At 73.8% G+C, this 15311-nt stretch carries 12 protein-coding genes; 4 read left to right on the top strand and 8 right to left on the bottom strand.

The window, feature by feature from the left end:
• Nucleotides 1–52 precede the first annotated feature (52 nt).
• The 3 genes from B7R87_RS09540 to B7R87_RS09530 all read left to right on the top strand — a co-directional run bounded on the left by B7R87_RS09540 (nt 53) and on the right by B7R87_RS09530 (nt 2122).
• The gene (locus B7R87_RS09540; protein WP_006349249.1) at nt 53–493 is read left to right on the top strand and encodes an acyl-CoA thioesterase; all 441 of its coding nucleotides are present in this window, start codon (nt 53–55) and stop codon (nt 491–493) included.
• Nucleotides 490–1191, top strand: coding sequence for a hypothetical protein (locus tag B7R87_RS09535; RefSeq protein WP_006349250.1), 702 nt, complete (start codon nt 490–492; stop codon nt 1189–1191). The genes B7R87_RS09540 and B7R87_RS09535 overlap by 4 nt, the downstream gene beginning before the upstream one ends.
• A gap of 157 nt (nt 1192–1348) precedes the next feature.
• On the top strand, nt 1349–2122 hold the full coding sequence (locus B7R87_RS09530) for an IclR family transcriptional regulator (protein WP_006349251.1): 774 nt from the start codon (nt 1349–1351) through the stop codon (nt 2120–2122).
• 186 nt (nt 2123–2308) lie between these two features.
• Here the strand turns inward: B7R87_RS09530 and B7R87_RS09525 are convergent, their stop codons facing one another.
• Nucleotides 2309–2713, bottom strand: a complete 405-nt coding sequence (locus tag B7R87_RS09525) for a globin (protein ID WP_006349252.1) — start codon at nt 2711–2713, stop codon at nt 2309–2311.
• 110 nt (nt 2714–2823) lie between these two features.
• Here B7R87_RS09525 and B7R87_RS09520 point away from each other — a divergent pair, with 110 nt between their 5' ends.
• A complete protein-coding gene (locus B7R87_RS09520) occupies nt 2824–3831 on the top strand; it encodes a methyltransferase domain-containing protein (RefSeq protein WP_006349253.1) in 1008 nt (335 codons plus the stop codon).
• A gap of 49 nt (nt 3832–3880) precedes the next feature.
• Here the strand turns inward: B7R87_RS09520 and B7R87_RS09515 are convergent, their stop codons facing one another.
• The 7 genes from B7R87_RS09515 to B7R87_RS09480 all read right to left on the bottom strand — a co-directional run bounded on the left by B7R87_RS09515 (nt 3881) and on the right by B7R87_RS09480 (nt 15140).
• The gene (locus B7R87_RS09515; protein ID WP_130584611.1) at nt 3881–5254 is read right to left on the bottom strand and encodes an FHA domain-containing protein; all 1374 of its coding nucleotides are present in this window, start codon (nt 5252–5254) and stop codon (nt 3881–3883) included.
• A gap of 69 nt (nt 5255–5323) precedes the next feature.
• A complete protein-coding gene (locus B7R87_RS09510) occupies nt 5324–6688 on the bottom strand; it encodes a vWA domain-containing protein (RefSeq protein WP_006349256.1) in 1365 nt (454 codons plus the stop codon).
• A gap of 153 nt (nt 6689–6841) precedes the next feature.
• Entirely contained in the window at nt 6842–8545 is a 1704-nt protein-coding gene (locus tag B7R87_RS33085) for a PP2C family serine/threonine-protein phosphatase (RefSeq protein ID WP_187144566.1), read from the bottom strand.
• Between the two features lie 3 nt (nt 8546–8548).
• Nucleotides 8549–11251, bottom strand: a complete 2703-nt coding sequence (locus B7R87_RS09495; protein ID WP_130584610.1) for a serine/threonine-protein kinase — start codon at nt 11249–11251, stop codon at nt 8549–8551.
• Nucleotides 11248–12606: a hypothetical protein gene (locus B7R87_RS09490; RefSeq protein WP_078902358.1), complete on the bottom strand. Its 1359-nt coding sequence runs from the start codon at nt 12604–12606 to the stop codon at nt 11248–11250. The genes B7R87_RS09495 and B7R87_RS09490 overlap by 4 nt, the downstream gene beginning before the upstream one ends.
• 27 nt (nt 12607–12633) lie before the next feature.
• Nucleotides 12634–13683 carry a glutamate ABC transporter substrate-binding protein gene (locus tag B7R87_RS09485; protein WP_006349261.1) on the bottom strand — a complete coding sequence of 350 codons (1050 nt, stop codon included), beginning with the start codon at nt 13681–13683 and terminating at the stop codon, nt 12634–12636.
• A gap of 11 nt (nt 13684–13694) precedes the next feature.
• Nucleotides 13695–15140 carry a hypothetical protein gene (locus tag B7R87_RS09480; protein ID WP_006349262.1) on the bottom strand — a complete coding sequence of 482 codons (1446 nt, stop codon included), beginning with the start codon at nt 15138–15140 and terminating at the stop codon, nt 13695–13697.
• Nucleotides 15141–15311: the final 171 nt, after the last annotated feature.

Raw genomic sequence — 15311 nt, 5'->3', positions numbered from 1 at the left:
GCTCCGTGAAACAGAGAGCACGAGCAGACAGAGAAAGCGGGAACCGTCACCCATGGCCCGGCACATCTACCGCTGTCCCCTCCGCTGGTCCGACATGGACGCCTTCGGGCACGTCAACAACGTCGTCTTCCTCCGCTATCTGGAAGAGGCGCGGATCGACTTCATGTTCCGGCTCCGGCCCGGCGACGGCTCCCCCTCCTTCTCCGGGGGTTCGGTGGTGGCCCGCCACGAGATCGACTACGTGCGGCCGCTGGTCCACCGACACGAACCGGTGATCGTCGAATCCTGGGTGACCCGGCTCGGCGCCGCGTCCCTGACCATCTCCTACGAGGTCAAGGACGCCGAAGGCGCCTCGCAGGTCTATGTCCGCGCCTCCACCGTCGTCGTCCCCTACGACCTCGAAGCCGGCCGCCCGCGCCGGATCAGTGCCGAGGAGCGCACCCACCTCCAGCAGTATCTGGAAGGGGCCGACGAAGGCGCATTGGTCGCATGAGCGTGTCCGTGCAGAGCCTCCACCTCGCCGACGCCCGGGAAGCGGACGACCTCACCGCCTTCCTCGCCCGGCTGCTCCACTACGACCGGGCCGCCGCCGTCCGGGTCCAGGCCGGCGAACCCGGCGGCCGCCCGCAGCCCCATCTCGCGGTCTTCGGCCGCCCGCCCTCCTTCGAGGTGCTCGCGGTCCGCACCGCCCGGCTCGGCTCCCCGGTCGCCCTCGACACCACCGTCTCCGCCGGTGAACTGCTCGACTGCATCGACGGCTCCGGCTTCACCCTGCCCGCACCCGTCACCGGCCCGCCGTGGGCCGGGGTCCTGCCGCCCCGCGGCGGCTGGAGCGAACTGCCCGGTCTCCCCGGGGTCGCCGAAATGCGGGCCGTCGTCGCCGCCGCCGTCGCCGAGTTCCGCCGCCGCGACGAACAACTGCCCCCCGAACACCGCACCCGCGCCGAGCGCGACCGCATCGGCCGGGAGATCTGGTCCCGGGAACTCCCCGGAGTACGCCTGCCGCTGCGCGCCGTGCACGCCGCGCACTCCCTCGGCTTCCTGCGCCCCGGCGCCCCCGTGGCGCTGCTGGCCGCCCCCGGTTCGTGGCTCCGGCTCCGTACCCCCTTCGGTTCCGTCGCGCTCCGCACGGGCGGGCCCGGCGGCCCCGGTCTCGGGGCACTCGGCCTCACCCCGACCCGAAGCGGTTGAGCCCGGCGCACGCGGGCAGACGCGCCGTACGGACCCGCCGCGGCGTGCGCGGTACGGCGCCCGGCGCCGGTCAGGGGCGTACGGAACGGCAGCGGGGCGCGTACGGCGACGGCGCATCCGGCGAGACGAGCACAGGGGGCACGGGGGTGGACGAAGGATGACGACGACGGACCGGGGCGCCGCCGCGGTGCAGTCGGTGGACCGGGCGGTGAGCGTTCTGGAGAGCCTGGCCCGGCACGGCGAGGCCGGAGTCACCGAGATCGCCGATGAGCTCGGGGTCCACAAGTCGACCGCCTTCCGCCTCCTCGGTGCCCTGGAGAACCGGGGCCTGGTGACCCAGGCGCGGGAACGCGGCAAGTACAGCCTCGGCGCTGGCCTGCTCCGGCTCGCGGGCGCGGCCGCCGGACGCCTCGACATCGCCCAGGAGTCCGCGCCGCTCTGCCGGGCACTGGCCGACGAGATCGGGGACACGGTCAACGTGGCGGTCCTCGACGACGACGCGGCCGTCAATGTCGCCCAGGCCAGGGGCGCCGCGTCGGTGACCTCGTACAACTGGATAGGCCGCCGCACCCCGCTGCACGCCACCTCCAGCGGCAAGGTGCTCCTCGCCCACGCACCGGCGGCGGTCAGGGAGCGGGTGTACGCCGCCGGGCCGACCGCCTACACGCCGCATACCGTCACCTCGCCCGCGCTGCTCGCGCGGCTGCTCGACGAGACGGTCGAACGGGGGTACGCGATCGCCGTCGAGGAGCTGGAGACCGGTCTCAACGCGGTGGCCGCGCCGGTACGTTGCCACGATGGCGCGGTCGCGGGCGCGCTGAGCGTCTCCGGCCCCGCTTACCGGCTCCGGGCCGAACTGCTGCCGGAGATCGCGGAACGGGTGGTGGCCGTCGCCGGCCTGCTCTCCCGGCAACTGGGATACCCGGGCTGACCTGCGGGCCCGTCACCGCCCCCGGTCGTACCTGCGGACGGCGCGGGACCGGCCCCCGTACGCCCCGATGACCCGGCGGAGCCGCCCGGCGACCCGCGGTGAGCGGTGCGGGTGATGCTCGTGATACGTGTGGCCTGCGGGTGCCTGCGGGTGCCTGCGTGACGGGACTGGGCCGGAGGCCGCCCGTCAGCCCTCGGAGTTGATCATCGAGGCGGCGGCGTACGTCATGTAGTTCCAGAGCTGCGTCGCGTGCTCCGGCGCCAGCTCCAGCTCCTCCACCGCCGCCCGCATATGCCTCAGCCAGGCGTCGTGCGCCGCCCGGTCGACCCGGAACGGCGCATGCCGCATCCGCAGCCGCGGATGGCCGCGGTTCTCGCTGTAGGTGCGAGGGCCGCCCCAGTACTGCATCAGGAAGAGCGCGAACCGCTCCTCGGCCGGGCCGAGGTCCTCCTCCGGATACATCGGACGCAGCAGCGGATCGTCCGCGACGCCCTCGTAGAAACGGTGAACAAGACGGCGGAAGGTCGGCTCGCCGCCGACCTGCTCGTAGAAGGTCTGCTCCTGAAGGGTGCCCCGCGGAATCTCGTTCACCCGTCCATCGTCTCAGATGACCGGGACCAGGACCGGGGTCCTAGGACCCGTCCCGGTCCTCCCGGCCGTGGTGCTCGCGTCGGGACCGGCCGCGCAGCACAGTGGAGGGCATGGGGACCCTTCCGCAGCGGTACACCGAACCCGCCGACGAATCCCGCCGCGCCCTGGTGGACGCGATCGTCGCCGACGGCGGGCTGCGGGACCCCGCATGGCGGCTCGCCTTCGAGGAGGTGCCCCGGCATCTGTTCGTCCCGTACTACTACGTCCCGGTGCCCGCGCGCCCCGGCCGCCCCGGCGGCTGGGAGCGGCTGTGGGGCGAGGACCCCGACCCCGTACGCCGGGAGCGCTGGCTGCGCGGTGCCTATACGGACGGACCGCTGGCCACCCGGGTCCGCGACGGCGCGCTGCTCTCCTCCAGCAGCCAGCCGTCGCTGATGGCGCGGATGCTGGACGCGCTGGAGGTGCGGTACGGGGACCGGGTGCTGGAGATCGGCGCGGGCAGCGGCTACAACGCCGCCCTGCTCTGCCACCGGCTCGGCGACGAGCGGGTCACCACTGTCGATCTCGACCCGGAGATCACCGAATCCGCCCGGGCCCATCTGGCGGCCGCGGGCTACCGGCCGGCGGTGGTGACCGGCGACGGGACCCGGGGGGTACCCGGGCGGGCGCCCTTCGACCGGATCGTGGCCACCTGCACGCTGCCCGTGATTCCCCACGAGTGGCTCGCCCAGTGCCGGCCGGACGCCCGGATCGTTGCCCCGGTCTCCACCGGTCTCGTCGTACTGCGGGTGCGCGACGATGCCCGGGGCCGGTTCGCGGAGGGCCGTTTTCTGCGCACCCCGGCCTTCTTCGTCCCCCTGCGGGGCGCGGGCGGCGCTCCGGTGCTGCGGCCCCGGGGTCTGCCCCGCCCCGCGGTCGAGAACGAACTCTTCCGCTTCCTGCTGGCGCTGACGGCGGGCAGCCTCGACCCGCACGAAGCGCTGTCCCTGTGGCAGCGGGAGCGCCGGCCGCGCCGCGACCGGTTCGGGATCACGGTCGGCGAACGCCTCCAGTGGGCATGGCTGGACGACCCCGGGGGACCGTACGTCTGGCCCCTCGGGGAGGGCGCGACCGCCTGAGCCGAAGACAGGTCCGGTACGGGACGGACCCGTACCGGACGGTCGTGGTTCAGCCCTGGTGGATGGTGATCGTCGTCCAGGCTCCGACATGGACCCGGTCGCCGTCGTTCAGCGGCACGGGGACATACGGCTGTATCGGTTCCTCGGCGCCGTTGAGCGTGGTGCCGTTGGTGGAGTTCTGGTCGACGACCGCCCAGGAACCGTCGGACTGCTGCACCAGCACGGCGTGCTTGTGCGAGACACCCGGATCCTCCGGCGGCACCGACAGGTCGATATCGGGCGATTCGCCGGTCGACTGGCGGCGCCGTCCGATGGTGATCTGGTTCCCGGTCAGCGGCAGCCGCTGCTCGGGGGAGTACGCGGGCAGATTGAGGCTGCCGGCGTCCGGGCCGCTGCGCTGCATCATCGCCATGAAGTAGTCGCGGTCCGGACCGATGACCGCGGTCCAGGTACCGGGCGCGGTGTAGCCGCCGGACGCGGTGGGCGGCGACTGGTGCTGCCCGGGTCCGGGGCCGCCCGGCGCGGGCACGCCCGGGTGGCCGGGGACCTGCCCGCCGGGACCCTGCGGGCCGCCGTAGGGAGGCGGCGCCGGGGGCTGGTACGAGCCCGGCGGGGGGCCCTGCGGCGTGGGCGACGGCGGGCTCAGCGGCCAGTCGTCGACGGGCGGCGCACCGGCGCCGGGCGCAGCGGACCCCGCTCCGGGCTGCTGCTGCGCCGGGGGCCCGGGCTGCTGGACCCCCGGGAAACCGGGCGGCGGACCGGCCGGACCCCCGGACCCCGGGAAACCGCGCGGATCGGGACCGCCGGGGAACTGCTGCTGCTGGGCCCCCGGGAAACCCGGCGGCGGGGGCGGCGCCTGGTGGCCGTGGCCGGGCGCCTCCTGCAGCGGCTCCGCCGGGCGGTTGAGCTGCGACGGGCGCGAACTCTGGTAGTCGAAGGGGTCGTGGCCGCTGCCGGGACCCTGGAGGCCGGGACCGCCCGGACCCTGCGGGCCGCCCCCGGGACCGCCGGGGAAGCCCGGAATCCCGGCCGAGCCGGTCGCCTGCGGGCCACCGGGGCCCGGCTGCGGCGGTCCGGGCTGGTTGGTGAACCCCGCGGGGAGGTTCGGACCGGGCCGCGGCCCGGTCGCCACCGGGGTGTACGACGTCGCCGTGTTGGTCAGGAAGTTGTAGCGGCACTCCTCGCAGAAAGGCGCGTTGGCCTCACGGGGCGTACGGCACTGGGGGCACAGCTCGGCGTGCGCGGTGGCGTTCGGGTCGCCGGGTCCCGCGAAGCTGCCGCCGGGGCCCGGGAATCCGTACCCCGGGGGCGGCGGAGGAGGCACCGCGCCCCCCGTGGGAGCGCCGGGGCCGGCCATGCGGTGGCCACAGACCTCGCACCAGTCGTCGGAACCCGACTGGTGTCCGTTCGGGCAGGTCGGCATGGAGGCGCCTCCCCCTCTCCTGTCCGGCCCGAGGGCCGCTGCTTCATCCGTCGTGGCGGTGGTACGCGGCTACTTCTTGACGCGAACCGTCTTCGTCGAGCGCGTTTCGAGGGTCATCTCGTCGGCGTCGGCGACCTTTGCTTTCAGTCGCACAGTACCCGTCGCCGCATCGACCACGTCCACCACCTTCGAAAGGAGTTTCGCAGTGTCCGCGTTTCCGGACGCCTCGGCCAACTGGACGGCACGCCCCAGTTTCGCCGTGGCACCGTCGATATCTCCCGACTTGCGGGCATCCAGCCCCTGCTGGATGACCTGGGCCAGTTCGGCCTGTCCCGTGTAGTGGGCGACCTGCGGGTTGATCGCGGTGGACGACGCCAGATCGTCCGTCCACACGGCCCGGACCAGCCCCTGCGAAAGGACCTGAGGGGAGCCGCCGTCGCCCGCCGGGACGATCAGCGAGACCCGGGCCGCCAGCATCTCCTGCCCGATACCGGCCTCGGGGACCCGTACGCAGATGTGATAGTCCCGCGATTCGTCGCCCCAGGAGCCGGTGGGATAGTCCCCGGCCCGCGGACCCGCCTCGGTGCGCCGGGCGGTGAGGTCCTCCACCGTCGGCGCCACCTGCTTGACGAAGACGAACTCGACCCCGACCGGCGTCCACACCCGCAGGGAGACGTCCGCGACCTCCTTGCCCATCGCGTTCTCCATCATGGCGGTGAAATCGGCCGCGAGATGGGCGGGATCGGCGACGATGTCCGCCGTACCGAGGAGAGCGGAGGCGATACCCGTGACCTCCTTCACCTCCCAGTCGGTGCCCACGCCCCGGGCGTCGCAGGTGAACCGTGCCGCCACCGACTCCAGCGCCCCGTGCAGCTCCGCCGGGGACTCGTGTTCGTTGCGGCCGTCGGTCAGCAGGATGCCGTGGCGTATTCGGGCCCGGGCACCGGCGAACAGCTCGTCCGCGAGCCGCAGCCAGGTGCCGATCGCCGTACCGCCGCCCGCGGACAGCCTCCGCAGCGCGTTACGGGCATCGGCCCGGGTGCCCGGCCCGGCCACCGCGAGACCGCCGCTCTCCGGATAGACCTGCCGGGCGATATGTGTTCCGGCGACGACGGCGAACTCGGTGCCGTCCCGCAGGGTGTCGATCGCGGCGGCCGTCGCATCGCGCGCATTGCGCATCTTCTGCGGCGGATAGTCCATCGAACCCGAACAGTCGACCATGATCACGACGGCGGCGGACGGGGCGGCGGCGGGGATACCGGCCGGTGAAGCCGAGGCCGGTGGTGGCACCAGCGGCGCGCCGCCGCTGGTGCCACCACCGGTCGAGGTGACCGTGACGATCGCGCTGACCTCGCGGCCGCCCTCGGGGAGGAACTCGTTCTGGTAGACGTCGACGGAGAACCTGGGCACCTGCGACTTGGCGAAATTGGCCATCGGGGCGGCTCCTTGCGCGCACTCCAACACGGAACGGATCGGACGGTGTTGCGGGGATGATGACGACGGCTCCGTCGAGAGACGGGCGGTGGGCCGGGCGGGGCACGCCCGGCGGTCACGGCCGCGGACGCACCGGTGCGCACACGGATGCGCTCAGGACCGGCCACCCCCCTGCCGTGCCACGGCGAACGGCAGGACCGCCACCGTCACATTGTCGTGGCCGCCGCCGTCGAGGGCGTGTCCGACCAGGGCCCGGGCGCTGCGCAGCGGCCACCGGGCGGCATCGGACGGCACCGCACGGGCCATCTCGTCCGGCGACTCGGCGTAGTTCCACAGACCGTCCGTGCAGACCACGACCACACCGGGCCGGTCCGGCTTGAACGCGGCGGTGTGCGGGTCCAGTTCGTACGCGTCGGCGCCCAGCCAGCCGGTGATCGCATGGGCGCGCTCGTCCGCGTACGCCTCGGCCTCGTTCATCAGGCCCGCCGCCACCATCTGCGCCGCCCATGAATCGTCTTCGGTGAGCCGGGCGGCGGGGCCCGAACGGTCGTCGGGCACCCAGTAGACCCGGCTGTCGCCGACCCAGCCCACGATCAGCAGCTCGCCCGCCGCAACCGCGCCGACGATGGTGCACGCGGGGGCGTTCTGCTGGGGGTGCGCGTCCTGTCCGAGGGCGTCACCGCCCCCGGCCGGGGCGGCGAGGGCGTTCACGGCGGCCGCGGCGGCGACGATGGCGTCCCGCATGGCCTGCTGGGGATGCGTACCCCGCGGCAGGGATGCCACCAGCACATCGCAGGCGGCCCGGGCGGCGGCCTGTGACGCCTCGTCGGGCCGGGTGGCCGAGGAGACGCCGTCGCAGACGATCGCGACGACCGCGGGCGAACCGTCCGGCAGGGCGGTGGCCGAGACGGCGAACGCGTCCTCGTTGCGGTGGTGGCGCAGTCCGCGGTCGCTGACCGCGGCGACCGCATCCAGCTCCTGTTCCATATGGTCCCGTTCACGCGGCTGGGCATGGCCGCAGTTCTCGCAGTAGCCGTCGGTGTCCACCCGTCCGGCGCGGCACGCCACGCACAGCTTTCCGCCGCTGCCCCCGGGGGCGGGTCCGGCGGTCCGCGGATCCGGGGCGGCCCCGGGCACCTCCGGCCCCTGCCCCTGCGCCCCGGGGGCCGGGGTCTGCGGAGCGGGCGGACCGGCCGGGGTCTGCGGCGCGGGTCGCTGGAGCGCGAAATCCCCGGAGCCCGCAGCGTCTCCGGCGTCTCCGGTGTTTCTGGTGTTTCCGGCATGCGCGGCGTTGGCCGGGTCCACGGCGGACGGGCCGAGACGGGCCGTACCGATCGTGTACGCCGTGGCGCCCGCGGGCCTTTCGGACACCTCGGTGACCGGGGTGTGCCCGGCCGCGGAGGGACCGAACGACGGCTCCGTACGGGAATGCCCCACGGCCGCACCGGAGGCGGCGGCCCGCTGGTCGTGACGGACGGCCGGGGCGGGGGAGTGGGCCCCGGCGGGCGCCGGGCCGCTCGGATCGGCGAGGGCCGAGATCCGGGAGCGCGGCTGCTCCTGCGCCCCGCCCGCCCCGGGCTCACCCGGACGAGCGACCCCGGGCGGACCCGGTGGTACGACAGGGGTCGGCGGAGCGGGTGGCGCGGCCGGTACGGGCGGAGCCGGTGCGGCGGACGGCGCCGGGAGCGGCGTACCGATGGCGAGGGTCGGACGGTCGCCGGAGGGCGGCGGCACCGTCCCTCCGACGGCCGGGAGCTCGGTTCCGCAGCGGCCGCAGAAGCGGTCGTCGGACTCCACCGGTTCGCCGCAGCCGGGGCAGAAGGCGCCCCCGGCCTGCTGAAGTTTCTGCGACGGCATTGATCACACCCACGTCCGGGGGCGGAAGCGGTTGGCACGCTCCACCAGGTCCATGCGCTCCTCGCCCCGCTGGGCGAGCCGGGCGAGTACCCGGTAGGAGCGTTCCAGCCCGAAGCGGAGGCCCCGTTCGTCGAGCGGGCTGCCGAGCAGCGCACGGGGTGCGCCGCCGGACGGAGCCGAACCTGCGGCGCCCGAATCGGCGGACGGTGCTCCGGGACTACCGGAGAGTACCCAGTCCAGGGCCGTGCCGAGTACCTCGGTGGTGAGCAACTCCCGGCGGACCGCGTCCAGACCGAACTCCCGCAATGCCGTCACCTGCTCCGAGGCGGCCGTCAGATCGGCCGTCAGCTCCTCCTGCGGAAGGCGGCGGCGCAGCCGCGCCCGGACGGCGGCGACCCGCGCCGCCGTGTAGTGGATCGACGCCTCCGGCACCGATTCCAGGGTCCGTACGGCACCGGCCCGGTCCCCGGCGGCGAGCTGCACCCGCGCCAGGCCGAACGCGGCGCTGACATAGCCGGGATCGGTCGCCCACACCAGACGGTAGTACTCGGCGGCGTTGTCGAGCTGGCCGAGCACCTCGGCGCAGATGCCCAGGGCCAGCTTGGGCGCGGGCTCGCCGGGAAACGCGTCGTACACCGCGTCGAAGGAGAGCGCCGCCGCCTCCTTGTCGCCCGTCACCAGGGACGTCAGCCCGCGGTACCAGATGACCCGCCAGTCGTCGCCGAAGCGCTGCTCCAGCTGTTGGAGCACGGTGACCGCGGTCGCCCGGTCGCCCATTTCCAGCCGGGCCCGCACCTCCCGCAGTCCGGTCTCGCACGAGGCGGCGGGCGCGGTCGTCAGGGCGGCGATCAGTTCGGCGGGGGCCGCGGTGAGCAGCCCGGCGAGGAAACCGGCGTTGGGGTCGTTCTGGTCGACCCGGGGGACCGGCAGGGCCAGCGCGACCGCCGCGGTGTCCAGCGGGAGGAGGTGCGGGGCGAGCCGGCCCGGCGCCCCGGCCGCACCCGGCCCCGAAACGCCGAGGCCCGCGCTCGGGCTCTGGAGGGCGGGCGGGCCGGACGCCTGTGCCGGGATCGTCAGCCGGGCCCCGGTCGGTGCGGGCCTCCGGCCCCCCGCCGAGAGACCGAGGAACCCGCGGGGCGCCGGACGGGCGCCCAACCGCGAGACGTCGTCGGGGGATTCGGTGAAGATCTGTGCGTCGGTGACCTTCACCTCGGGCCCGAACAGGGTGGAGAGCGCCGGACGCGGCCGGCCGGTCTGGATGGCCACCACCTCCCGCAGCACACCCGTCAGCTGCTCCGCCATCTCCTCCGCCGAGGAGAACCGCCGGGCCGGATCCGGGTCGGTCGCCCGCACCAGCAGCCGGTAGAAGGATTCGTAGGTCCGGAAGACCTCTACCTTCTCCGGATCGGGCAGGGAGTCCGCGTACACATTGGTGTAGCCGGTGAAGTCGATGGTCAGCACGGCGAGGGTGCGGGCGACCGTGTACAGGTCGGAGGCGACGGAGGGGCCGACCTCGGGCACCTCGGGGGCCTGGTAGCCCACGGTGCCGTAGATCGCCGACTCGTCGTCGTCCATCCGGCGGACCGCGCCCATGTCGATCAGCTTCAACTGGTCGTGCTGCTGGATGGCGTTGTCGACCTTGAAGTCGCAGTAGAGCAGATTGCGGCTGTGGAGATGGCCGAGGGCCTCCAGCGCCTCGATGCCGTAGGCGCAGGCCTGTTCGACCGGCAGTGGATCGCGGCGCCCGCCCGTGTCCCGCCGGTCGTTGGCGATCTCCTTGAGGGATTTGCCGCCGACGTACTCCATGACGATGTAGCCGTCGAGGGAGCCGGTGCGCTGGTCGAGGTGCTCGACGAAGTTGTAGATACGGACGATGTTGGCGTGTTCGATCTCGGCGAGGAAGCGCCGCTCGGAGATCGCCGCTTCCATGGCGTCCTGGTCGCCGGTGTCGAGCAGGCCCTTGAGCACCACCCAGCGGTCGGCGACGGCGCGGTCGATGGCGAGGTAGATCCACCCCAGGCCGCCGTGGGCGAGGCAGCCCACGACCTCGTACTGTCCGCGGACGATATCGCCCGGCTGGAGCTTGGGGACGAAGGAGTACGGATGGCCGCAGGAGGTGCAGAAGCCCTCCGTACGCCCGGGGCGGTCGCCGCGGGACCGGCCCACCGGGGCACCGCAGTCCGAACGGGAACAGAACCGCTTGCGCTCCGGCACCTCGGGCTCGGACATCATCGCGGACCGCGGTTCGGGCCGCGGCACCTCCGGAACGGACACCAGACCGGCGCCCAGCCGGTTGCGGGCGGAGCCCCGGGTGGCGGAGCCGCTGGAGCGGACCGACACGGATCGCAGCGACGCACTCGACATGCTCGACGTACTCGACCCGGCGAGAGAGCGGGAGAGCCGCCCCGAGACCGACCGCTTCGATACGGAGGAGCGCGCCGACCGGGCGGATCGCGCCGACCGGGACGACCGGGACGACCGGCCGGACCGCCCCGAACCCCCGGAGTTCACCGACCCCTTGGCGCCCGTGGCACCGGACGAGCCGCCCGCGCGGGCGCTGCCCCGGCCGGCCGCCACGACGGGCGCCAGACCGCAGGTGTCGCAGTAGAGTTCGCCGCCGCCGACGTCGTCGTAGCGCCCCTCGCAGCCGGGCCGCTGGCAGGCCCCCGGGGCCGCACCCGTCCCGCCGTTTCCGTTTCCGCTCACGTGTCCCCCCTGCGGTCGGCGGAGCCGGTCCCTCCGGGCTCCGTTGGCGTCAGTGCCTCCGCCGCGGCCCGCTGATAGCGCAGCACCGCCTGCTCGGCGACCCGCAGATCGCAGGGCGCGCTCCACAGCATCCGGCGGGCCGCGTCGTACCGTTCGATCAGTACCGGGTCCTCCGCGAGCCCGTGCCGTGCCATCTTCGCCCGGTAGGCGTCGAGCCGGCCGCGCAGTTCGGCCCGGACCGCGAGCGGGGCGGTCACCGCCGTCAGCGACTCGCGGGCCCGGTGCAGTTCGTCCTCCGCCTCCTGCTCCAGGGACTCCAGCAGGGGCGAGAGCCGGTGCCACTGGGAGTGCCTGCGGTACTCGGCGGCGGTGGCCAGCCGCTCCTGGAGCGCGATCGGCGGCCCGCTGACCGCCGGCACCTCGCTGGCCGCGATCTTCGCCAGCACCTCGCCGCGGGCCGCCCGGGCCTCGCTCAGGGTGCGGTCGGCCCGGGAGAGCATGGACCGCAGTTTGATCAGCCGCTCCTCCGAGTCCTGCCGGACCCCGAGCACCGCTTCGATCTCCCGGCGGACGTCCTCCAGGGCCCGGGCCGCCCGGTCGTAGCGGTCGGTGTCGGGGCGGCCCCCGCCGGGCGCCGAACTCCCCCGTGCGGGACGCCAGAACGCCAGCGGATCGGAGATCACCTGGGCCCGCAGGGTGGTCAGCTCATGGGTGATCGACTCCAGGTCGTCGCCCGAAGGATGCTCCCCGGGGCGCACCCCGACCGAGTGCGCCAGGGTGCGGGTGCGCTGGAGTTCGGCGGAGAGCAGGTCGATCCGGGCGGGCAGGGCCGACCACACCGCGTCCGCCGTCACCACCATGTCGAGGGAGCCCGCGTACAGCTCGTTCATCCGGGCCACCAGCCCTTCGAGGGTGAACCGCTCGGAGAGCTTCGCGGGCCCGGTCACCGAAAGCGCCGCGGGGCCGTTCGCCGCACCGGTCGTGGCCGGGTTCGCCACGGTCACACTGGGGCCGCGCAGCCGCTCGGTGAGCTCCGCGAGATCCTCCCGGCTGGACCAGCGCCGCCGGGCCCTGACGTCCCGGATCCCGGTCAGCGCGGCCGAGTAGGCATCGAAGTACCCCCAGAGCAGGGCGATCGACTGCTCGGCCGCGGCCCACCGGTCCCGGGTCACCCCGGTCAGCTCGGCGCCTTCGAGGAGCCGGCGTCCGGCATGGTCCTGGAGGGCGAGCAGGGACGATTCGATCGCTTCGTGCTCGGCGCCGAGCCGGGCCAGGGCGCGGTCGATCTCGTCCCGGTCCATCACCGGTCCCGGAGGACCGCCCCCCGGGCCGGAAAGGGATCCAGCGACGCCCATCCATCACCTCTTTCGTCTCTGCCGCGGTCAGCCGGTGCGGTACTTGGGAGCGGGCGGCCCGGATATCTCGGGCAGATCGGCCTTCAGCCACTTCTGGTAGGCGAGGGTCCATTCGCCCTTGCGGTACTCCTCCAGTACGTGGTTGATCCGGCGCACCAGATCGTCCTTGCCGAGCTTGGTGGCCACGCCGTAGTACTCGGTGGTGAACGGTTTGTCGCCCTTCAGCTCGACCGCCGGGTCCTGGGCGGCCTGGCCGGCGGCGAGGGCGTTGTCCGTGAGGACCGCGTCCACCAGTCCCTGCTGGAGCCGGACGAGACAGTCGAGCTGATTGGGGACGGTCAGGATGTCCTCGTCGTCCGGGCGGCCGTCGCCCGCGTCCTTGAAGACCGAGCCGAACGCGTTCTTCTCCAGCGCCTCATAGGCCGTGGAGCCCTCCGCCGAGCAGACCCGCTTGCCCTTGAGGGTGGCGTTGTACCCGCTGATGGGGGAGCTTTTGGACGCGAGGATCTGCTGCCCGGCCTGGAAGTAGGCGGTGGAGAAGGCGACCTGCCGGATCCGGGCGCAGTTGATGGTCATCGTGCGGACCACGATGTCCACCGTGCCGTTGTTCAGGGCGGGTATCCGCTGGTTGGTGGGGATGGCCCGGAACACCACGGCGTTCTTCTTGCTGCCGAAGATGTTCACCGCGATCGCCCGTGCCAGGTCGATGTCGAAGCCCGCGATGGCCCCGGTCGCCGGATCGCGGTAGCCCCAGCGGTAGCTGTTCTGGTCGACACCGACGATCAGATGGCCGCGCTTCTTGATGGCGTCGATGGTCGGGCCGTCGTCGGCGGACGGCGGCAGGGAGGCCTCGGGGGACTCGCACGGTTCGGTGGTGGCCGGGGCCACCCGGGTCACCCCGCCCGCCGGATCCGGTGCGTCCGGAGCGGCGATCGCGCTCCCCGCGTCCCGGGACAGCGGGATCAGCGTCCCGGCGGCCAGGGCACAGACGGCGGCCATCGCGGCCACCCCGCCCCAGCCCCGGGGGGTGGGACGCCTCGTCGCGGCAGCGGTCCCGTCCCCGCCGGAGTCGTTCATCACGCCCCCTCTCACCGGTACTCCGACAGTCTGCGGTTGATCCCGAGGACCGCGCCCAGCGCGGCCAGCACGCCGAGCCCGGCTGCGCCCACGGGCAGCAGCCCGAAGGCGCCCCGGCCGTTCTCCGCGGCCCGGGTGAACTCCCGCTGCTCGTGCGCCAGGGCCCGGTCCAGCGCGGCGTCCACCTCGTCGAACGACTCGCCCGTCGACCCCTTGCCGCCGATGACCTTCGTCAGCGCACCCTCGTAGTCACCGGCCCGGTCGGTCCGGCCGGCCTGCTCGTGCCGGGTCTGCCAGGTGTCGAGGCTCTTGGCCGCCGCGTCCAGCGGGGCGGTCCCCCGGGCATCGTCGGCCAGCCGGTGGGCCCGCCCGAGCGCGTCGGCCAGGACGCCCATGTTCTCCCGGTACTCCGTCTCGTACTTGTCGTTCTTGCCGTCGTCGGTGAGGACCGCGCCCCGGGCGACCAGGACGAGGTTCTCGTTGGCGCGGGCCTTCAGTGAACCGATCCGCGCTTCGTTGAGCGCCTGCAGGGAGTTCTGCCCGCTGGTGCGCGCCTCGCCGAGCTGCGACGAGGCCACCGTGTGCGCGGCGACGAGCCACAGCAGCAGGACCGTGGACGCGGCCGTGGCGGCCAGCAGCCCCTGGTTGAAGACCCGGTTGGTACGGAGATAGTTGCGCCGCTGGGCCACCCCGAGGGCGCCGAGCGCGACGACCCCGGCGAGGAGGGCGAACAGCGGCCAGGCAGTGGCGGCGTCGTCGTCGCGGTCCAGCCGGGCCGTCTCCGCGTCGTACAGCTTCTGGGCGGCGGGGAGCAGGACCTTCGTCATCCGCTCGTTGGCGAACCGCAGATAGGCGCCGCCCAGCGGTTTGCCCTGGCGGTTGTAGGAGCGGGCGGTCTCCACATAGCCCGTGTAGACCGGGAGCTGTTCGTTGAGCCTGCGGATCTGGAGACCCGACTCGCTGTCGGCGTCCGTGTGCGTGGCGGCCTTGACCAGCAGCCGGGAGGCGAGGGTGATGTCCTTCTCGTACCGGTCCCGGACGGCCCGCGGTTCCGCGGCGGCGCCCGCGAGGAAACCGCTGGACGCGGCGGTGTCGGCATCGGCGAGAGAGCGGTAGACCAGGGCCGCGTCGGCGCTCAGCGGCTGACTGCGGCTGACGACGTCGTCGGCGGCGGCGGCCCGGTCGGACACTTCCATCGCGGTGACCGCGCCGAAGGCGATCACCAGGGCGGCCAGCACCGCTCCGACGATCCGCAGCTTCCCCGGCTCGGTCGTCGCCGCCGCACGCAGCCTCGCCATCGCCTCCGCGGCGCCCATCGGTCCCGTGACGAGCCCGCCTTCGGGCCCCGGCCGGGGATCCGGCACCGGGCCCGGCGGAACGGGTCCGGCGGGTCCGGATCCGGGCGCGGACGCGGGAGCCGACGGATGCGCGGTGCGCACGTCCGGCGGGTGTGTCACGTGACCTCCCCCTCGGTCGCTGACGGCGTCCCGCCCCCCGGCGGGTGGGGCCGACCCCCATGGCGAGAAGTATGGCGGCGATGGCCGCTGCGCACAGCAGCCTTGACTCGATCTTGCACAGGAGAGCCGCTTCCGGCCTTCCTGTCCACCGGAGCCGCTCCCGGCCTTCCC

The organism is Streptomyces tsukubensis, assembly GCF_003932715.1.
Taxonomy (GTDB): Bacteria; Actinomycetota; Actinomycetes; order Streptomycetales; family Streptomycetaceae; genus Streptomyces; species Streptomyces tsukubensis.
Note: the sequence above shows the minus strand (reverse complement) of the source record. Positions and strands in the feature narration are given on the sequence as shown.